We start from the raw sequence: 21,002 nt of genomic DNA, 5'->3' as shown, positions 1-21,002 counted from the left end.
CCTGACTATGTACTGGTTGTACCTGCTGCCGGCGCTGGGCTGTTTCGCCTTCGCGCTGAAAACCCCCAGCCCGGGGCTGATGGCGCTGGCGCTGCTGGCGGCCCTCGCCTTCCTGCTGGCCTGGGTGCGTGGCCGCTACGTGGCCCGGTTCGGTGATCTGCAGAGTGATCCCTCAACCCTGATCGATGCCGATGAACTGCGCCGCCTGCGTGAGCAGGCCGAGGCCCGTGGCGCGGATCAACGCGACGAACACGATCCGTCCCCTCTTTCCAAGTAGTACCGTTCGATGACCCAGCTCAGTGTCAACGTCAACAAGATCGCAGTCCTGCGCAATTCGCGCGGTGGTGCCGAACCCGATGTGGTGCGTGCCGCCCAGGCCTGCCTGGATGCCGGAGCGCATGGCATCACCGTGCATCCGCGACCTGATCGACGCCACATCACCGCCGAGGACGTAATGGCGCTGTCCACGCTGACCCGCGTCCGTGGCGTCGAATTCAACATCGAAGGCAATCCCTTCGCACCGCCACGCGACGGCTACCCGGGGCTGCTGCCGCTGTGCGCGCAGACGCGTCCGGCGCAGGCCACCCTGGTGCCGGACGGCGATGGCCAGATCACCTCCGACCACGGTTTCGACTTCGAGCGCGACGGCGAGCGCCTGCGTCCGCTGGTGGCCGAGCTGAAGGCGATGGGCTGCCGGGTCAGCCTGTTCGTCGATGCCGGCAACCCGCTGCTGGAACAGGCGGCCGAGGTCGGCGCCGATCGCATCGAGCTGTACACCGGACCCTATGCCGAAGCGCACGCCGCAGGCGACGCCGCAGCGATGCTGGCGCTGTTCGCCACGGCCGCGCGCCGCGCGCAGGCCGTGGGGCTTGGCGTGAATGCCGGCCATGACCTGTCGCAGGACAACCTGCGTGACTTCCTGGCGAACGTGCCGGAGGTGCTGGAGGTCTCGATCGGGCATGCGCTGATCGGCGAGGCCCTGTACGACGGGCTGGACGCGACCGTTCGGGGCTATCTGGCGCTGCTCTGAGGTAGCGCCGGACCCTGCCCGGCGGGGCCATTACTGTTGTCGCAGCCGCTGAGACGGCAGCGGCGTAGGCTACCCACATGGGTATCGCGATCAAAGGCCGAGGGTCCAGCTCCCACCTTGCCGGGCGCTTCGAGAGCACCGTCAGCGAGGCGGTGGACGACGGCTGGGACGTGGATGAAAGCGAAGAGTTCGCGGCCCCCCGCCTGCGCACCGAGGTACGCGCTGAAACCGCGCGCAGCATCATCAGCCGCAATACCTCGCCGGACGTGGGCTTCAGCCAGTCTGTCAATCCGTATCGTGGCTGCGAGCACGGTTGTTCCTACTGCTTCGCGCGCCCGTCGCATGCCTATCTGAACCTGTCGCCGGGCCTGGATTTCGAGACCAAGCTGTTTGCCAAGACCAATGCGCCGCAGCTGCTGCGCAAGGAGCTGTCCCGGCCAGGCTACGTCCCGCAACCGATCGCGCTCGGCATCAACACCGATGCGTATCAGCCGATCGAGCGCAAGTTCAAGCTGACCCGTCAGTTGATCGAGGTGATGCTGGAGACGAAGCATCCGTTCTCGCTGATCACCAAGAACGCGCTGGTCGAGCGCGATATCGACCTGCTCGCGCCACTGGCGGCAGAGAACCTGGTCAGCGTGCATTTCTCGGTGACCTCGCTGGATCCACGCCTGTCGGCGAAGCTCGAGCCGCGCGCCTCTGCACCGCACGCACGCCTGCGCGCGATGAAGCGTCTGCACGAGGCGGGCATTCCGGTTGGCGTGATGGTCGCGCCGGTGATTCCGTGGATCAACGACAGTGAACTGGAAAGCGTGCTCGAAGCGGCCCACGAGGCGGGTGCGCGTACTGCCGGCTATGTGCTTCTGCGCCTGCCTCTGGAGGTTGCACCGCTGTTCCGCGACTGGCTGGACGCCCACCATCCGGATCGCGCCGCGCACGTGATGAGCACCATCCAGCAGCTGCGCGGTGGCAAGGACTATGACAGCCGCTTCGGCACGCGCATGCGGGGCCAGGGGGTCTATGCGGATCTGTTGAACAACCGCTTCAAGCTGGCGCGCAAGCGCCTGGGCTTCGACGCCCAGAACAGCCACTGGCCGAAACTGGATTGCAGCCGCTTCCAGAAGCCGCTGCCGCCGAAGGTGGATTCGCCGCAGGGATCGTTGTTCTGAAGTAGTGCGCTACTGCGGAACGCATATGGAAACCGTGATCGCGATCTGCGCCCCGGCGACGGATACGACATCGCGTCTGCACACATCGCTCTGTTCAACTGTGTGAACTCCAGATTACTATCCACTTCCTCCTGAACCCACGGTTCAGGCGAAAGCGACTCCAGATCCGGCAACACAAGGAATAAAAGCGAGCATGAAGCTCCGTTCGAAAGGCGTGTCTACCACCGCCGCACTTCTGCTGCCCGTGCTGATGTCGGGCTTTCTCCTGGCACCTCCTGCGTCCGCGAAAAAGGCAACCAGGATCTTCTATCAGAACAACAACGGGGACTCCGGAACCAAGGATCTGGACAAGATCACCGTTACCCGTCTGCGTGGTCCATCAGTTGGCACTTCAGGTGTCATCTCGATTGGCATGGGGGTGTCCTACCACTCGGACGCGTCGATGCCCGCCAGGACAGCGGTGGAACAGGAAACCGACGATCGTCGTGATGACTGCGGCGAGCGCAAGGGCAACCCCGTCGTGCTCTACACCGGCAACAAGGTCGAAATCGAACGGGACTTCACCGTCGGTGGGGAGATGGGCCTGTACCTGGAGCGCACCTACAACCATCACTGGAGTGCTGCGGGCCTGTTTGGCAACCACTGGATCAGCAACTTCGACTACAGCATCGCATTCTCGAACGCGCAGAAGACGGCCTGGGCACAGCGGCCGGACGGTCGCAGGCTCAAGTTCGTCTGGAGCGAAGCGAACGGGCGCTGGAACGAGGATCGTGCCAAGCCGATCGCCTACCTGACAAAGAACAGCGATGGCAGCTTCACCCTGTACAACGAGGAGCTGGGCAGCGAGCGGTACGACGCCGCTGGATACATTACCGAGCTTCGCAATGAGCAGGGCGTCTTCTGGACATTCACGTACAGCGACAAGTATCTGCAGAAGGTCACGCATTCCTCCGGCCGCAGCATCCAGTTCGTCTGGTCCAACGGATCGCTGACACAGGTCAAGGATCCTGCGGGCAACGTCTACCAGTACACCTATACCCCGAATGCGTTCGGCACGGGGCGTGCGCGTCTTGCCAGCGCAACCCTACCGGGCTCCCCGCAGACCACGATCAGCTACCACTACGAGGACGCGCGATATCCAGGTGGCTTCACCGGCAAGTCCTACAACGGCGTGCGCTACTCTACTTTCGCCTACGATGCCAACAGGCGAGCAACGCTCTCGGAGCATGCTGGCGGCATCGAGCGGCACACCTTCAGTTACGCCATCGAGAGCAGCGCGCCGGTGGCGGTCCCTCCAGCGCCGGTGCATCCAGGCGGTATCCGGGGCAACGAAGAGACGGGTTGGTGTGAGTACAGACCGGGCCAGGGCAATATCTGCATCCAGCCCCGGTCCTTGCCCGGCGGCCCTGTTCAAATCGCCGCCGACCCGAGCGCCCAAGGCGTGCTGTTGGCCGCCGCCGGGGATCGAACCCGTCCGGTCAAACTGAAGGTCAGCGAGACCAATCCACTTGGTCGCACGACAACGTATGCCTATGAGGACGGACGCCAGGTGTCGGTGACCGGCAACCGATCAACGACCTGTCCCGCCAGCTACAAGGAACGCACCTACGATGCCAATGGCAATCCTGACCTCGTTCACGACTTTGTCGACAACGTCACCGATTTTGATTACAGCCCCGATGGCAATCTGCTGAGGAAGGCCGAGGCCGTTGGCAGCGCTGCGGAACGTGTCACGCTCTATCAGTGGGATGCGGCGGGACGGCATCTGCTGAAGGAAACGCGGGTTGGTGATCGCGAGACCAGCTTCAGCTATGACAGCCGCGGTAACGTCAGCTCGGTCACGACACGAAATCTCAGTGCTGCCGGCGTCAATGGTCAGGCCAGAACCACTCAGTACACGTATACCTACCACGCCAATGGACTGACGGCTTCCGTCAAGGAAGATGGCCCCTTGGCGCAGGACGACATCACGTCCACCTTCAATGCGAAGGGAGATCTGTCCAGTGTCACCAACGCGTTGGGGCACAGGGTGACGTACGCCGCCTACAACGAACTGGGGCAGCCGGGCCGTATCACCGGACCCAATGGCGATGTCCGTGAAATCACCTATGACGCTCGCGGTCGTGTTCTGGTAGACCGGATCAATACAGGGTCCGGCTGGGCAACGACCACAACGACGTACAACGCGACGGGCGACATTGCCAGCATCACCACACCTGTGGGAATCAAGACGCTATACAGCTACGACGCTGGCCGGCGCCTGATGAGCGAAGTGCAGCCGATTGGGGACGGCAACTGGCTGTGGACGCGTCACACGTATGACACCGCATCCAATCGCACACGCACTGAAATCGCGCAGACGGACTATTCCAGCGAGAGCGTTGTCAGGGGCGTAATCGACGAGGTCACCCACGACGCGCAATGGAACTGGTTCGTGCGAGGCTGGGCCTGCTCCTCGGGTTCGGCTTCGTCCATCCAGGTTGATGGCTATGCGGAGGGCGGAACCTATCTCGGCAGCGCACAGGCGAACCTTGCCAGCGAGAGCCAGGTAGCATCCGCGTGCCAGGCATCAGGAAATGCATATCGATTCCAGCTCCCCCTCACGCTGGAACAGCGCCAGCAGCTGGGTGGGAAAAAGATCACGCTCTACGGCCATTCTCCGCTGGGCGCGCAGTACAACCGAGCTCTGGACAACTCCAGCACCTTCTCCATTCCCACCGCGCACATCATCGGTGATGTTGCAGGGATCATGAATGATGGGAACTGGAACTATTCCGTGCAGGGATGGGCCTGCTCGGTAGGAGTCAACGCCGCAACCACGGTTCATGTCTACGCAGGTGGACCTGCAGGGAGCGGCACCTACCTCGGCAGTGTGACCGGTATGTTGATCCCGAATGACGATGTGAAAGAGGCTTGCCAATCACAAGGCTCTTACTGGTTCGGACTTGCATTGGATGCAAATACACGAAGCATTCATGGCGGCAAGCCGCTCTATGTTCATGGCATCTCTCCCTGGGGCGGCCCCAATCTGGCCATCAATCGGTCCGGCACGTTCACCGTTCCAACCATCTCGCGTACTGCTGAGCTGGTGCAGGCGTCAGCCGGCCCAGAGCACATCTTCAATGGTCAATCGTCCACGGTGACGTTCCAGTTCCGGAACACCGGCAACGTTGTCTGGAACCCCGGTGACACCTACTTGGCGCTGACGACGTTGCGGACAAGTCAATCCGTGGGGCTCAACAGTGCGGTGGCTCCTGGTGCCGTGGCGACCTTCACCATCAACGTCTCGCCGGTCAACAGTGGCAGCGGAGTTGCCCAGTTCCAGTACTTCGGGCAGCTCGCATCCGGTGCAACCGTCTGGGGACCAAAGGGACAGGTAACGATCAGAGCCGAGAACCATACAGGAAGCTGCAACCTGATCTTCTGTGAGCAACCCCGCTAAGGAAAGCCAAGACCATGTCCACAATTGCTTTGGCCATGATGGGGCTCAACACCATCGTCTCGGCCGTGAACTACGATTACGACGAGCTGGGAAGGCTTGTCGCCGAGCGTAATGATCAGGGGCGCAATGTGCGCTATGCCTATGATCTGGAGGATCGGCTGGTGCAGACCACCGATTCCCAGAACCGGGTGAGCCGATACTCCTATGATCCACTGGGTCGATTGCTCGTACAGACGGATGCGAATGGCGGAACGACACGCTTTGCCTACGACAAGGGTGACCGGCTGTCATCTGTGACCGATCCCCGCGGCCTGGTAACGACCTACCAGACCGATGGGTTTGGGCAGCTATGGACGCAGAACAGTCCGGACACGGGTCGGACAGACCACGAGTACGACGCGGCGGGCCAGCGCATTGCGACAGTGTTGAACGACGGCAGCACTGTCGGTTACGGGTACGACGGGCTGGGCCGCTTGACCAGCCAGAATGCTGAGGGGCAGCAGCAGACCTATATGTACGACAACTGCGTGAACGGCAAGGGGCGTCTGTGTGCCCATTCGGCTCCAGGTGCAAGCGCGCGCTTCACGTACAACGCCGCAGGACAGCTGGTGAGCCGGACTGACCAGCTTTCGCAGGCGAACACCCTGAGTGAGGGAACTGTCAGCTACACCTATGACAGTATCGGGAGGAACAGCACCGTCACCTATCCCGATGGCACGCTCGCGAAGTACGTCTACAACAGTAGAGGCTTTCCGCAGTCCATGACCCTTACCAAGGGCACGGTGACGCAACAGATTATTGGATCCAGCGTCTACTCGGCCCTGGGAGCGCGGCAACGCATGCCCTTTGGTAATGGCCTGGCGCGCAGCTACGCGTTCGATCAGGGCGGCCGCCTTGAGGCCCAGGCGGTGCGGAATCAGCAGACCACCGCTCTCAGCCGCACGTCATACCGCTACAACGGCGACAACGAGATCATCAAGATCAACGACGATGTGACGAGCAACCTCAGTCAGGCTCTGGACTATGACGCACTGGGACGCCTGAGCACGCTGACACGAGCTGGCATCGCCTATACGCTTTCCCATGACGCGGGTGGAAACTACACCGCGCTCAACGCAAAAACAGAGGCGACCCGTTACGTCATCGACGCAAGCAGCAACCGGATGCTGCAGTTCATCAACCAGGATGGCACCCGTACGTATCAGTACGATGCGCTCGGCAACAGGATCAGCGAAACATCGGGCAGCCGCATCTCGACGTTCACCTACGGCCCGTTCAACCGGATGATTCAAAGCAACGTAGGCGGGCAACGAACGGACTATCTGCTCAATGCCCAAGGACAGCGCGTGGGCAAGAGCAGCGCGAGCTCGACCAGTCGCTACTTCTATGCAGGTCAGAACCAGCTTCTGGCCGAACAGAGCGGAAACACCTGGACGAACTACCTGTGGTTCGGTGGTGAGCTGGTTGGCATCGACAGGAACGGGTCGGTGAACTTCGTTCACAACGACCATCTGGGGCGGCCGGAATATGCGACCAACAAGGCGCAGCAGGTGGTGTGGAAGGCATACAACTATGCCTACGGGCGCAGCGTCCTGAAGGACGATATCGGTGGGCTCAACATTGGTTTCCCGGGGCAGTACTACGACAGTGAGAGTGGGCTCTGGTACAACGGATTCCGTGACTATGACGCGAGCGCTGGGCGTTATGTGCAGAGTGATCCGATTGGGTTGGCGGGGGGAACAAACACGTATTCCTATGTTAGAAATAATCCAATAAGCCGGATTGACCCATTGGGTCTGCGTGATTGTGTTTGCGGTGAGAAAAGTGAGAGAACTGAGGTTGAGAGTAGAAAAATAAGCAGTGATGAGGCGATCAAGAGGAACGAGATCAATACTGCGGCAAAGGACAAGTTCGGATTTGTCACCGGCATAATTGCATCCATCTATGGGCCTGCCGGGCGAATTGCTGGAACGGCCACAGGTGCCGCGGCCGGCTACGTGGTTGGTGCTGTAACCGAGACGCCTACTCTTTACGGCGGTTTCGTGGAAGTTACAACTATTAGCTATGGCAGCAAAGGTGGATACGCGATTGACTACAAAATGACAGATCGCTCGGGAAAGACAATCATTCAGGACTCGGTAGAAAAATGTGAATAGAGCCAAGCTTGGGAGTATATTTTTTTTATTGGCGAGGGCGATAAGCGTCGGCGCTCTGGTTTATTTCTACAGTAGGGCGTCGTCGCTCTACCGTCTTGTAAGGGAGTGCCTCGATCACGTTGAAGACAATGCCGCGCTTGAAGTATGCAAGCGTTATCCGGATTCAATTCAGTTTGAGCTCATCGGAATGACAGTGGCCTTCTTCGCGATTCTTGTGGTTACTAATTACGGAAAATTCCCGGCTAGCAAGTGAAGAAGAACACAGGGCAATTTCTCTACGATAAGTAACCTGCTCTCGCGCTGTGACGACGACGCCTCACCCACCCCCAAACAACTTCTGCGCACTCTGGAACAGGATCCAGCTCGTCGCGATGAACTTGTCGCCGCCCTGCGGCCGGTTGCCGCGGTGGGTGTGGGTGAAGGCGGTCGGGGCGATCAGCAGGCTGCCGGTACGCGGTGCGATCTTGCGGCCCTGGAAAAGGAACTCGGTTTCGCCTTCGTCGAATCCATCGTTGAGGTACAGCGTCCACAGCACATGCCGGTGCAGCGTTTCGGCCTGCGCATCCTTCGGGTACAGCTCGCAGTGCCAGTACGGGTAACCGCCCTCGCCTGCGGCATACCACTGCAGGTTGATCGCGCCCGGGCGCAGGCAGGTGCGCGCCAGGTCGGCCAACTGCTGCTCCGGCATGTCGGGGAAGTCCTCGGCCGACAGGCGTCGCGGCTGACCGTCGCTGTCCTGGATCTGCAACATCAACGGTGCGATCAGCGCCTGTGGATAACGGCGTAGATAAGTCAGCAGGCCCTTGAACACGGCCTGCTGCAGCTGTACGTCGACGTCCTGCCAGCCCTCCAGGCCGCTGATGCGCAGGTCCTTGCTGTGCTTGAGTTCCGGGAACACGCCGCTGCCGACGGCACCTGGCATCAGGCCGCGGGTGGCACGCAGGCGCTCGACGATGGCAGCGCAGACCTCCGTGGGGACCGCGTTGTGGATGACTTCGATGAAATCGACCGGGCCCTGCTCGTGCATGCGTGCATTCCTTCGGCGGCAAGGGCTTGATGGTGCCGTTTGCCGCCGTCGGTGTCACCCCACGGTCATGTCATTGAACTGCCATGAGCGTGGCCGCAGCGCGCCGCTCAGGCCTGTGCGGCGTCGTGCTGGTGGTGGTAGCGCACCGCCTCGGCCACTTCCTCGCGCGAGCCGAGAAACACCGGCACGCGCTGGTGCAGCTGGTCGGGCTGGATGTCGAGGATGCGCTCGCGGCCGGTCCAGGCGGCACCGCCGGCCTGCTCGACCAGCAGGCCCATCGGGTTGGCTTCGTACATCAGGCGCAGCTTGCCGGCCTTGGACGGATCCTTCCGGTCCCACGGATAGATGAAGATGCCACCGCGCGTCAGGATGCGATGCACATCGGCCACCATGCTGGCGATCCAGCGCATGTTGAAGTTCTTGCCACGCGCACCTTCCTTGCCGGCCAGCAGATCGCCGACGTAGGCCTGCATCGGTGCTTCCCAGTGGCGCTGGTTGGACATGTTGATGGCGAATTCCTGGGTGGCCGCCGGAATCTGCATGTTCTCGGTGGTCAGCACGAACTCGCCCTTCTCGCGATCCAGGGTGAAGGCATGCGTTCCGTGGCCCACGGTGAGCACCAGCTGGGTGCTCGGCCCGTAGATGCAGTAGCCGGCCGCGATCTGCTTGCTGCCCGGCTGCAGGAACGCGTCATCGCCCGGCAGTTCGACGTTGGTCGGGCAGCGCAGCACCGAGAAGATGGTGCCGACGGAGACGTTGACGTCGATGTTGGAGCTGCCATCGAGGGGATCGAACAGCAGCAGGAAATCGCCGCGCGGATAGATGTCCGGCACCGGCTGGCTGTGGTCCATTTCCTCCGAGGCGCAGGCGGCGAGGTGGCCACCCCAGGCGTTGGCTTCGAGCAGGATCTCGTTGCTGATGACATCCAGCTTCTTCTGCGCCTCGCCCTGCACGTTGCCGGTACCGGCGTCGCCGAGCACGCCGCCGAGGGCGCCCTTGCTGACGGCGATGGAGATGCTGGTGCAGGCGCGGGCGACGACCGCGATCAGCTGACGCAGGTCGGCATTGATGCGGCCGGCGTGCTGTTCCTGGATCAGGAAGCGGGTCAACGAGGTACGGGACATGGGCGGACAGGTCTCGGCAGCGGGAAAACGCCTATTGTCGCCCGTCCGGCAGCTGCGTGCGTGAGCGCGGGAAGGCGTAATCGTTTCCAGATGCGTTGCGCTCGTAGCGCCTTCCTTTTGTCGAGGCTCGTGGGAAGGGGAGGCGATGCAGGACACGCTGCAAAAACAAAGGCGCCTTCCGGCGCCTTTGTCTTCAAGCCACTGGAGCGTGGGTTCAGCCCTTGGCCACGGTGGCCACGGCCTTGGCGACATACTCCAGGTTGTTCTGGTTCAGCGCAGCCACGCAGATGCGGCCGGTACCGACGGCGTAGATGCCGAACTCGTCGCGCAGGCGCTCGACCTGCTCGCGGCTCAGGCCGGAGTAGGAGAACATGCCCGCCTGCTCGTTGATGAAACCGAACTGCGGGGCGCCGGCGGCCGCCAGCTTCTCGACCAGGCCCTGGCGCAGCGCGTGGATGCGTTCGCGCATCTCGGTCAGCTCCTGCTCCCACATCGCACGCAGTTCCGGGTTGGTCAGTACACCGGCCACCAGCGCTGCACCGTGGGTGGAGGGGCTGGAGTAGATGGTGCGGATCACGCGCTTGACCTGCGACTGCACGGCCTTGGCGTCGGCGGTGGTCGGCGCCACCATCGACAGTGCACCCACGCGCTCGCCGTACAGCGAGAACGACTTGGAGTACGAGTTGGCGACGATGAAGCTGTCGATCCCGGCTTCGGCGATGATGCGTACGGCGGCGCCATCCTGCTCGATGCCCTTGTCGAAGCCCTGGTAGGCCATGTCGATGAAGGGGAACAGCTGGCGGTCCTTCAGCAGCTGTGCGACCTGCGTCCACTGCGTGACCGTGAGGTCGGCACCGGTCGGGTTGTGGCAGCAGGCGTGCAGCAGCACCACGCTGCCCGGCTGCAGCTTCTGCAGGTCGGCCAGCATGCCGTCGAAGTCGACACCGTGGGTCGCGGGATCGAAATAGGTGTAATCCACTACCTCGAAGCCGGCGGCACTGAACACCGCGCGGTGGTTCTCCCAGCTCGGGTTGCTCAGCGCGACGGTGGCGTGCGGCAGCAGCTTCTTCAGCACGTCGGCGCCGACGCGCAGCGCACCGCTGCCACCGACGGTCTGTGCGGTGGTGACGCGGCCTGCGGCCAGCAGCGGCGAATCCTTGCCGAACACCAGCTCACGCGTCGCCTGCGTGTACGCCGGAAGGCCGTCGATCGGCAGGTAGCCGCGCGGTTTGGCTTCGGCGGCGAGCTGCTGCTCGATCTGCTTGACGGCGCGCAGCAGCGGAATGCGGCCGCTCTCGTCGTAGTAGATGCCCACACCCAGGTTGACCTTGGTCGGGCGGCTGTCGGCGTTGTATGCCTCGGTCAGGCCCAGGATCGGGTCGCCTGGGACCAGTTCCACGTTTGCAAAGAAGGACACGGCGGTACTCGTTCGGTAGACGGAAAGGGGGAGGAATTGCGCCACGCGGCTTGCGGCATTTCGGCCGAAAACGGCCCATCGTAACAAAGCCTGCCGGGGCTGGCCGCCACCATCGTCATCCGCGGACCCGTACCATGGCGTGCGTTGCCGACCGATCCATCAACCTGAATCATGAATCCTGCCGCACGCCGCAATCGCCTGCCCCTGTCCGCCCTGCTGCTGTCGCCGCTGGTCGCGATGGCGGAGCCGTCCACGACCGCCCTGCCCCCGGTGCAGGTGCAGGCAGCCCGTGTGCAGGGGATCGATCCGTTCGCCCTGCCCGCCAGCCAGGACACGGTCTGGATCGATGCTGACCGCGCCGGCACCGGGGCGCAGCTGTCCGAAGCATTGGGCGGGGTGCCGGGCCTGCTGGCCCGCGACCGGCAGAACTTCGCGCAGGACACCCAGCTGTCGATCCGGGGCTTTGGCGCCCGCTCGACGTTCGGCGTACGCGGCGTACGCGTGCTGATCGACGGTGTGCCGGCGACCATGCCCGATGGACAGGGCCAGCTGTCGCACGCCAGCCTGCTGGGTGCCGAACGCGTGGAGGTGCTGCGTGGACCGTTCTCGGCGCTGTACGGCAACTCCTCCGGTGGCGTGCTGCAGGTGTGGAGCGCGCAGGGCCGGGCGGGCGACCCGTGGCGGCTGCGGCTCAGCGCGGGCGCGGACACGACCCTGAGCGTGGGTGCGCAGCTGCGCGGCGCGGGTCAGGTGCTGGACTACAACATCGCGGCCAACCACTTCCGTACCGATGGCTGGCGCGACCACAGCCGTGCCCGGCGCGAATCGCTCAACGCCCGCGTCGGCGGCGAACTGGCAGGCGGGCGGCTGGAGCTGCTGCTCAACGCGCTGGACGCGCCCGATGCGCAGGATCCGCTGGGTCTGACCCGCGCGCAGGTGTCGGCCGATCCGCGCCAGGCCACCGCCGTCGCTCATCAGTACAACACCCGCAAATCAGTGCGCCAGCAGCAGGCCGGCCTGCGCTGGAGCCGCGAGGCCGGCGCGCAGCGGTGGCAGCTGATGGGCTATGCCGGCCAGCGCTCGGTTACCCAGTATCTGGCGATCCCGCCGACGGCCCAGGCCAACCCGTTGCATGCCGGCGGTGTGATCGACCTGGACAGCGGCTATGGCGGCCTGGACGCGCGCTGGAGCTGGCAGGGCGAGGTGGCCGGCCGACCGCTGGACCTGGTCGCCGGGCTCAGTGCGGACCGCCAGCGCCAGCAGCGCACCGGCTACGAGAACTTCGTCGGCAGCACGCTGGGCGTGCGCGGGCGCCTGCGCCGCGACCAGATCGACATCGTGCAGAACGTGGACCCGTTCGCCCAGGCCTGGTGGCAGTGGAGTCCGCGCTGGTCGCTGCTGGCCGGCGTGCGGCACAGTGCCGTGCGCTTCGAATCCGACGACCGCTACATCACCGACCGCAACCCGGACGACAGCGGCCACCGCCGCTACCGGGCCACCACACCCGTGGCCGGGATCAGCTTTGAAGCCCACCCGCAGTGGCGCCTGCATGCCGCCGTGGGCCGTGGCTTCGAGACACCGACCTTCAATGAACTGGGCTATCGCGCCGACGGCCAGGCCGGGCTGGCGCTGGATCTGGCGGCGGCGCGCAGCCGCACGCTGGAGATCGGCAGCAAATGGCATGCACAGGATGGAATGCAGCTGGATGCAAGCCTGTTCCGTGCAGATACCGACGACGAGCTGGCCGTTGCCAGCAATATCGGTGGCCGCAGCACCTACCGCAACATCGGCCGTACGCGGCGCCAGGGCATCGAACTGCAGTACCGGCAGCCGCTGGCCGAGCAGCTGGAACTGCAGCTGGCCTGGACCTGGCTGCAGGCACAGGTGCGGTCGCCCTATCTGACCTGTGCCGGCAGCGGCTGCCGTGTGCCTGATACCCGCGTGGATGCCGGCAGCCGCCTGCCGGGTGTTCCGCGCCAGCAGGCCTTCGCCCGCCTGCAGTGGACGCCCGCGGACTGGCAGTGGGCGGTGGAGGCCACCGCGAGCAGCGATACCGTGGTGAACGACCTCGCCGACGAACGCGCGCCGGGTTACGCCCTGCTGCATGTGGAAGGGGGCCGCCAGTGGCGGCTGCCCGGAGGCGAGCTGCGTGCCTTCGCCCGGCTGGAGAACGTGCTTGACCAGGCCTACATCGGCTCGGTGATCGTCAACGATGGCAACGGCCGCTACTACGAGCCCGGCCCGGGCCGCCGCGCCAGTGTCGGCCTGCAGTGGTCATGGCGCTGACCTGACCGGCGGCGCCTGCGGGCGTCAGTCGGGCGCCTTGGCCGGCACGAAGGGTGAGGTCGGGTCGCTGGCCGGGAACGTTTCCTCCAGCGCCTCGTCCTGGTTGTCGCTGGCGCGCTGCTTGCGTTCGCGGCGCTTGAGCGGGCTCTCCTGCCCTCCCCGGTGGCGGTCGCCGCCGTCTTTGCGGTCCAGCGCGGCCTGTTCAGCCTCGCGCTTCACCGGCAGATGCTCGCCGGACTGTGCGGCGTCGAAGAAGGGTGCGCCCGTGCCACGGAAGTCGGCATCATCGTTGTCATGCTTGCCGCGCTGCTCGCCGGGGATCGGCGCATGGTTCTCGCGGAGCGGGTCTCGGGAGGTCTCTCGGCTCATGATCAGGTACCTGCGCATGGGGAGGACCACTACACCTCCACCGAGGTAAAGGCACCGCGAACCCTGCGTCATGAACATCTCTGTCACGGCTGGATAACGCCGCCGCCGGTATTCCTGCCCACCCGACCCGCTGCAGGAGCCGGTCATGCCCCGCCTGGAACGTCCCGCCCCGTCCGTGTTCAACGCCCTGCTCGATCCGCTCGCCCAGCGCACCGCGCAGCGCCGGACGCGTCGCCACGAGGATCCGCAGGCCGTGGCCCAGGATTACCTCCAGTACATGCTGAGCGATTACGAGGAACGCCGTGGTCACGGTCATCGCAACTGGCGTGACCTGTGCCCGGTGTATGCCTTCGCACTGACCACGCATGCGGCGGACTGGCCGCGCGGGGATGCGGCCGATACCTGCGAGGAGCTGGCCGAGCATTGGGAACAGATGCGAGGGCAGTCGCGCCTGGGCTGGTCGCAGGCGCGGCCGGTGGTGGAAGACGCATGGCGCGCGCTGGATCATATTCCGGCAGCGGCGGTAAGACCCCTGCTGCAGTGACCTGGCCGGGATGCTGCGCGCCGACCCGGCGTGCACGGCATCGACACGGGTGGTTTACACCCGGCACCGGAAGCTGACGGTCCCGCTCAAGCACAGGTGCGCGCATGGCCCGCCCGATCTGGACCGGAACACTCTCCTTCGGCCTGCTCAACGTGCCGGTGTCGCTGATGTCCGGCGAACGCAAGGTCGATCTGCAGTTCCGCATGCTCGATTCGCGCGACCGCAAACCGATCCGCTTCGAACGGGTCAACGCCGATACCGGTGAGGAGGTCCCGTGGAAGGACATCGTCAAGGCCTACGAGTACGACAAGGGCAGTTACGTCGTGCTCGAGGAAGGCGACATCCGATCGGCGGCGCCCGAAAGCCATGAGACCGTGGAGGTGGAGACCTTCGTGGACGCGGCGCAGATCGATCCGCGCTACTACGAAAAGCCCTATCTGCTGGTGCCGGGCAAGAAGGCCGAGAAGGGCTATGTACTGCTGCGCGAGACGCTGCGCAGCACCGGCAAGGTCGGCATCGCACGGGTGGTCGTGCGTACCCGCGAGTATCTCTGCGCGGTGATGCCGCACGAGCACGCCCTGGTGCTGATGATCCTCCGCTATCCACAGGAGCTGGTCGATCCGGAGGACCTCAAGCTGCCCACCGGCACCCTGTCCGAGTACCGCATCACCGGAAAGGAAACGGCGATGGCCGAGCAGCTGATCGAGTCGATGGCTGGTGACTGGGATCCGTCGCAGTATCACGACGAGTTCCGCGAGCGCCTGCAGCAGGTGCTCAACAAACGGATCAAGGCCAAGGGGGGCACCACCCGGGTGGACGAAGAGCCTGCACCGCGCGAGGACGCCACCACCAACGTGGTCGATTTCATGGCCCTGTTGCAGAAGAGCCTGGATGCGAACAAGCGAACCCCCGCGAGCAAGACGGCCGCGCGCAAGGCGCCGGCGAAGAAGGCGGCCGGCAAGACAGGCAGGAAGACCGCGAAGAAGGCAGCGAAGAAGGCCGCGCCACGGCGCAAGGCAGGGTGATCCATGTCGCTGCATCAGTACCGGCGGAAGCGTCGGCTCGGCGGCGGCAACGGGCAGACGCCGGAACCGGACGACCAGCCGGCGCCGGGTGATCCGACGCGGCGGCCGATCTTCGTCATCCAGCTGCACCACGCCAGTTCGCGCCATTTCGATTTCCGCCTCGAAATGGACGGCGTGCTCAAGAGCTGGGCGGTGCCCAAAGGGCCATCGCTGCGCGTTGGCGAGAAGCGGCTGGCGGTGGAAGTGGAAGATCATCCCCTGTCCTATGCAGGCTTCCAGGGCGATATTCCCGAGGGCCACTACGGTGCCGGTCACGTGGAGGTCTTCGACCACGGCACCTGGGCATGCGCGGGTGATCCACTGCAGGCGCTGGCAGCGGGCAAGATCGATTTCGTCCTGCATGGCCAGCGCCTGGCCGGGGGATGGAAACTGGTGCGGACCGCGATGAAGGGACGCCAGGTGCAGTGGCTGCTGATCAAGCGCGAGGACAGCGAGGCCCGCGACGCAGAGGCCGACGACCTGCTGCACGCGCCATTGCGTGAACACCCCGGGAGCGCGAAGAAGATGACGGACAGGAAGACACGCAAGGCGGAGTCGCGCTGGCACGCGCGCGCGCTGAAACTGCAGGGCGCCCGCGACCGCCCGTATCCGCGTGCATTCAAACCACAACTGACCGACCACCGCGATGCCGCGCCCGATGGCGATCGCTGGCTGCACGAGATCAAGTGGGATGGCTATCGCCTGCTGGCCGATCTGCACGGCGGTGAAGTGAAGCTCCGCTCGCGCAACGGGCTGGACTGGACGGGCGACTTCCCTGAAGTCGTGCAGGCCGTGCAGGCGCTGCCGGTTGATGACGCGCGCCTGGACGGTGAACTGGTAGTGCTCGACGAGAAGGGGCGCAGCGATTTCGCCGCCCTGCAGCGGGTCATCGATGGCAGCTCGAAGGCGCCGCTACGCTACCTTCTCTTCGACCTGCCCGGCGTGGCGGGAGTGGACATCAGCGCGGCACCGCTGCTTGAGCGCAAGACGCTGCTCAAGGCGTTGATCGGCGACACGCCCGGAACGCTGGCGTTCAGCGATCACGTGCTCGGCCATGGGCCGCAGGTCTTCGCCGCCAGTGGTAAGGCCGGGTATGAGGGCATCGTCAGCAAGCAGGTGGACGCGCCCTACGTCAACGTGCGTGCGCGCAGCTGGGTGAAGGTCAAGCATGAGGACACCGATGAGTTCCTGATCGTCGGCCATACCGCGCCGAAGGGCTCGCGCGTGGGGTTCGGATCGTTGCTGCTGGCAACTCCCGACAAGAACGGCCTGCGCTACGTGGGTCGCGTCGGCACCGGCTTCGACGATGACAGCCTGCGCGCGCTGGCGCGGACGCTGAAGCCGTTGGCGGTGGAGGACGCTGCGGTGGCGCTGCCCGCGCACGTCCCGTTCCGCGCCGCCAGCGTGCACTGGGTGAAGCCAGTGCGGGTGGCCGAAGTGGCCTTCCGTGGCTGGGGCAAGGAGGGTCTGCTGCGCCAGGCCAGCTTCAAGCGGCTGCGCAGCGACAAGAGCGGCGAGGATCTGGCCATGCCTGCAAAGACCACGAGCAGTGACGACGCGGTTGCCATCAGCCACCCTGCGCGTGTGGTCTTCGCGAAGAAGAAGATCCGCAAGGGCGACGTGGCCGACTACTACCGGCAGATGGCGCGCTGGATCCTGCCCGGAATCGTGGGCAGGCCCCTTTCGCTGCTGCGCTGCCCTGATGGCGCGGGCAAGGCCTGCTTCTTCCAGAAGCACCACGGCCCGGGCCTGGGTGATGCCGTGCATGCGGTCCCCCTGCAGCAGAAGAGCGGTCGCGAGGACTACGTCTACATCGACGATGTGCGCGGCCTGCTGCAGCTGGTGCAGATGAACACGCTCGAGCTGCATCCCTGGGGCGCCACGGTCGCCGATCCCGAACATCCGGACCGGCTGGTATTCGATCTGGACCCCGGTGACGGCGTCGGCTGGAACGAGGTCAAGGCCGGCGCGCGCGACGTGCGCGACCGGTTGCAGGAGATCGGCCTGCGCAGTTTCGTGCGGCTGTCCGGCGGCAAGGGCGTGCATGTGGTGGTTCCCCTGCAGCCCGCCGCCGACTGGGAACAGGCCAAGGCATTCTGCGAGGCCTTCGCGCAGGCGATGGCACAGCAGGCGCCCGAACGCTATGTGGCAACGATGAGCAAGGCCAAGCGCGGCGGTGTGATCTTCATCGATTGGTTGCGCAATACGCGTGGCGCGACCAGCGTCTGCTCCTGGTCGCTGCGCGCCCGCGAAAGTGCGGGCGTGGCGGTGCCGCTGCGCTGGGAAGAGCTTGCGCGGATCAAGGCGGCCGACGCCTTCCCGCTCGACAAGGCGCTGGCGCGGGCCAAGCGCCTGAAGGCCGATCCGTGGCAGGGCATCGATGCGGTGAAGCAGACCCTGCCGTCGCTGGATCTGTAGCGCCGGGCCATTGGCCCGGCCCTGCAGCGGCGGGCTCAGAAATCCGCGCGGATGCCGAAGGTGATGCGACGGCCGGAGAACTCGTACTGGGTCGGGAAGGCCTTGTCGATGGTGTAGCCGGTGGTCTTCTCGTCGAGCAGATTGATCGCCTCCAGGTTCAGCTTCCAGGTGTCGGTGAGGCGGAACCCGATAGAGGCATCGAGCTGGCCATAGGCATCGCGGTAAACCGGATACATGTTCAGATGGATGTACTCGACGTACTTGTCCTTGTAGTTGTACGAGGCGCGCGCGCTGAAGCGATCGTTCTCGTAGTACAGGGTGAAGTTGTACGCCTTCTCGGCCAAGCCTTCCGGCGGCGTCGGGATATCCAGGTCGGATGCACCGGTCAGCGAATTGTCGAGCTGGGTGTAGTTGGCATTGATGCCCCAGCCTTCCAGCGCCGGGTGCAGCATCGACAGCGGCAGCTGCGCGACCAGCTCCACGCCGGTGACCTTGTACGAGCCATCGGCGTTGACTGGCTGGTAGACCTCGAAGTCGTAGTAGCCGTCCAGCGAACCGTTGGCGTTGAGTTTCTCCACGTTCGGCACGATGCCGGTCAACGACTGCCGCACTACGCCGTCGATCTTCTTGGAGAAGTACGACGCAGCCAGCAGGCCACCGTTCTGCAGGTACTTTTCCAGGCCCACTTCCCACTGCCTGGCGGTGGTCGGCTTCAGTGCCGGGTTGCCGTCCATGAAGCGGAAGCTGCTCCAGCTGACGGTGCGGCGGTAGGCGATGTCGGTCAGTGATGGACGCATCAGCGTTTCCGAGGCAGCACCGCGCAGCACCAGGCCGTCGGCGATCTCGGCGGTCATGTTGAAGCTGGGCAGGATCCTGCTGTAGTCGCCGCTGCTCGAAATCGGCGTCGGCGTGTAGCCGTTGCTGCCATCGGCGTTCTGAACCGGATGGAAGCCTGACGAATCGACGTCGGTGTCGATCGAACGCACGCCGAGGTTGGCGTACACCGGCACGGTGCCGATATCGAAGTAGAAGTCGGCCATGGCATACAGGGCCAAGGTCCTTTCCTTCACCTCGTAGTACTGGCCCGGATCGATCGGGGTTTCATAGCCCGGGTAGCGGAACGTAGCGCGCGCATAGGCGTTGGAAACCTGCTGCCAGTCCAGGTCGCTCGGGCGATACGCACCACCCGGTGCCAGCTGGCTGATCCACACCGGGTTGCTGTCGGCCAGCGTGCGCGTATTGACCCACGCGGCGCTGCCGGCGGTCGGGCCCTGGATCTTGCCGCTGCCGAACGCGCGTTCCTTGGTCTTGTCGGTGTAGCGCGCGCCGAACTGCACGCCGCTCAGTGCCGGGAAGAAGGCCAGGTTCATCTGCCGCCTCAGGTCGAGCTGTGCGGCGTACTTGTCATCCTTCACCTTCTCCAGCTCGGTTTCGTACGCTTCGAACAGGTACTTGTCCGCGGCGTTGTACATGTCGAAACCGCCGGTTGTGCTCGGCATGGTCTCGCCGCCGTTGCGGGTCCAGCGCGTGCGCGACGGCGCGTAGGCCACGTGCTTGAGGTTGGCGTAGTCCGAGTCCTTGCGTGCGCCGGAGTAGCCGACCAGCGCGTCGATGTCCCAGTTACCCACCTTCCAGTCCAGCGAGCTGCTGAACTGACGGTAGTCGGTATCGGCGTTGCGTTCCTTGCTCAGGATTTCGTGCTGGGTGGCGGTGTAGGACACGTCCTTCAGCACGGTGATGCCGTAGGCCGACAGCGTGTCACGGTCGTAGTCGTGGATGGTGTCCAGCGTGCTGCGGCTGGAGGCCGAGTACGCTGCGGCATCGTACTCGTCCTCGTGCGTGTCGTAGCCGCCGAGCATGGCGTCGAAGCTGAGCGAGAACGTGTCGCTGGGCTTGAACTGCAGCGAGGCGGTGGCGCCCCACTGGTCCTGCTCGTTGAGGTAGACGCGGTCGCCGACCTTGTCCTGGAAGACAATCCGGCTGGTTTCATCCTTGTCCATTCGGTTGCTGACGACGATGCCGGCATCGCGCGCCAGCACAGCGGCGGCCTGCGAACCGCGTGTGCCCGACGCTTCCAAGAAGCGGCCCATGGGACGGAAGTTGATGCCTGAGTTGGAGTCGGTGCGGTTGGTGCGCTTGGCCTTGGAGAACGACACCAGGCCGCCCCAGTCGCCCCAGGTGTCACTGGCGAGGAAGGAGATCTTCGGATCGATCTTGCCGTTGATCGAGTTGTGCGAAGCTTCGGCCGACGCACTGAACTTCGGCTCGGGGAAGTCGAATGGCTTGGCCGTTTCGATGTAGACCGAGCCGGCGATGCCGCCTTCCTCATCGGCGGCGGTCGGCGACTTCTGCACGGTCACCGTCTGCACCACGTCCGAGGCGAAGATGTCGAACTGCACGTCGCGTCCGCCACTGCCGGACGCCGTCGCCAGGTTGTTGATCGAGACCAGGGTGAACTCGCTGGGCAGGCCGCGCACGCTGACCCTGCTGCCCAGGCCCTTGTTGCGTTCGATGGTGACGCCCGGCATGCGCTGCAGCGCTTCGGCGAGATTCTGCTCGGGAAAATCGGCCACGTCGGTGGCGACGATCGAGTCGGAGAAGCCGATGTTGGCGCGCTTCAGGTCGACGGCGCGCTCCAGGCTCCGTGCATAGCTGCCGGTCACGGTGACCGTGTCCAGCTGCTGCAGCTGTTGGCGGGTATCGCCTTCGATCGCCTCCTCGGCCATCACATCGACGGGCAGTACGGCCAGGCCGCCGATCAGCACCGCATGCACGGCGCGGGACAACAGCTTCGCTTGGGGGGCCGCGGTGGCGGCCTCCCGGGTCTGGTAACGCATCGGATGATTCCCCGGTTCCCTGTGGTGTCTTACGCCGCGCCTGTTCCCCGGTTCCGTGGGTACAGGCCCCTGCGCCGCGTTGCCGACGTTCGGCGGGCACCGAGCCTAGGGGGAGATTG

At 64.6% G+C, this 21,002-nt stretch carries 14 protein-coding genes; 9 read left to right on the top strand and 5 right to left on the bottom strand.

What is annotated here, in order from left to right:
* Positions 1-7 precede the first annotated feature (7 nt).
* From ACVOKU_RS11030 to ACVOKU_RS11010, 5 genes are all read left to right on the top strand, one after another.
* Entirely contained in the window at positions 8-277 is a 270-nt protein-coding gene (locus ACVOKU_RS11030; protein WP_053517208.1) for a hypothetical protein, read from the top strand.
* A gap of 9 nt (positions 278-286) precedes the next feature.
* The gene (locus ACVOKU_RS11025; RefSeq protein ID WP_111187091.1) at positions 287-1,030 is read left to right on the top strand and encodes a pyridoxine 5'-phosphate synthase; all 744 of its coding nucleotides are present in this window, start codon (positions 287-289) and stop codon (positions 1,028-1,030) included.
* Between the two features lie 77 nt (positions 1,031-1,107).
* Positions 1,108-2,199 carry a PA0069 family radical SAM protein gene (locus ACVOKU_RS11020; protein WP_053517206.1) on the top strand — a complete coding sequence of 364 codons (1,092 nt, stop codon included), beginning with the start codon at positions 1,108-1,110 and terminating at the stop codon, positions 2,197-2,199.
* Between the two features lie 193 nt (positions 2,200-2,392).
* The gene (locus tag ACVOKU_RS11015; protein WP_481559926.1) at positions 2,393-5,641 is read left to right on the top strand and encodes a DUF6531 domain-containing protein; all 3,249 of its coding nucleotides are present in this window, start codon (positions 2,393-2,395) and stop codon (positions 5,639-5,641) included.
* Positions 5,642-5,655: 14 nt separating this feature from the next.
* A complete protein-coding gene (locus tag ACVOKU_RS11010) occupies positions 5,656-7,797 on the top strand; it encodes an RHS repeat-associated core domain-containing protein (RefSeq protein ID WP_481559925.1) in 2,142 nt (713 codons plus the stop codon).
* A gap of 316 nt (positions 7,798-8,113) precedes the next feature.
* Here ACVOKU_RS11010 and ACVOKU_RS11005 read toward each other — a convergent pair whose 3' ends face one another.
* From ACVOKU_RS11005 to ACVOKU_RS10995, 3 genes are all read right to left on the bottom strand, one after another.
* Positions 8,114-8,824: a 2OG-Fe(II) oxygenase gene (locus ACVOKU_RS11005; protein ID WP_074902476.1), complete on the bottom strand. Its 711-nt coding sequence runs from the start codon at positions 8,822-8,824 to the stop codon at positions 8,114-8,116.
* A 107-nt stretch (positions 8,825-8,931) separates the two neighbouring features.
* Positions 8,932-9,948, bottom strand: coding sequence for a class 1 fructose-bisphosphatase (locus tag ACVOKU_RS11000; protein ID WP_053516088.1), 1,017 nt, complete (start codon positions 9,946-9,948; stop codon positions 8,932-8,934).
* A 214-nt stretch (positions 9,949-10,162) separates the two neighbouring features.
* Entirely contained in the window at positions 10,163-11,365 is a 1,203-nt protein-coding gene (locus ACVOKU_RS10995) for an amino acid aminotransferase (RefSeq protein ID WP_481559924.1), read from the bottom strand.
* 171 nt (positions 11,366-11,536) lie between these two features.
* On the opposite strand from ACVOKU_RS10995, the gene ACVOKU_RS10990 reads away from it, so the two are divergent.
* Positions 11,537-13,651 carry a TonB-dependent receptor family protein gene (locus tag ACVOKU_RS10990; RefSeq protein ID WP_481559923.1) on the top strand — a complete coding sequence of 705 codons (2,115 nt, stop codon included), beginning with the start codon at positions 11,537-11,539 and terminating at the stop codon, positions 13,649-13,651.
* 24 nt (positions 13,652-13,675) lie between these two features.
* Here the strand turns inward: ACVOKU_RS10990 and ACVOKU_RS10985 are convergent, their stop codons facing one another.
* Positions 13,676-14,020 carry a hypothetical protein gene (locus ACVOKU_RS10985; protein ID WP_481559922.1) on the bottom strand — a complete coding sequence of 115 codons (345 nt, stop codon included), beginning with the start codon at positions 14,018-14,020 and terminating at the stop codon, positions 13,676-13,678.
* Positions 14,021-14,165: 145 nt separating this feature from the next.
* On the opposite strand from ACVOKU_RS10985, the gene ACVOKU_RS10980 reads away from it, so the two are divergent.
* The 3 genes from ACVOKU_RS10980 (at position 14,166) to ligD (ending at position 18,046) form a co-directional block, all read left to right on the top strand.
* The gene (locus ACVOKU_RS10980) at positions 14,166-14,564 is read left to right on the top strand and encodes a hypothetical protein (RefSeq protein WP_481559921.1); all 399 of its coding nucleotides are present in this window, start codon (positions 14,166-14,168) and stop codon (positions 14,562-14,564) included.
* A 104-nt stretch (positions 14,565-14,668) separates the two neighbouring features.
* On the top strand, positions 14,669-15,589 hold the full coding sequence (ku, locus tag ACVOKU_RS10975) for a non-homologous end joining protein Ku (RefSeq protein WP_065182127.1): 921 nt from the start codon (positions 14,669-14,671) through the stop codon (positions 15,587-15,589).
* A 3-nt stretch (positions 15,590-15,592) separates the two neighbouring features.
* Positions 15,593-18,046, top strand: a complete 2,454-nt coding sequence (ligD, locus tag ACVOKU_RS10970) for a DNA ligase D (protein WP_481559920.1) — start codon at positions 15,593-15,595, stop codon at positions 18,044-18,046.
* Between the two features lie 35 nt (positions 18,047-18,081).
* Here ligD and ACVOKU_RS10965 read toward each other — a convergent pair whose 3' ends face one another.
* A complete protein-coding gene (locus ACVOKU_RS10965; protein WP_481559919.1) occupies positions 18,082-20,883 on the bottom strand; it encodes a TonB-dependent receptor in 2,802 nt (933 codons plus the stop codon).
* Between the last annotated feature and the right edge of the window lie 119 nt (positions 20,884-21,002).

Source organism: Stenotrophomonas sp. STEN147, from assembly GCF_056757995.1.
The sequence above is the reverse complement of the archived record's forward strand: the minus strand, read 5'-3'. Positions and strand labels throughout refer to the sequence as shown.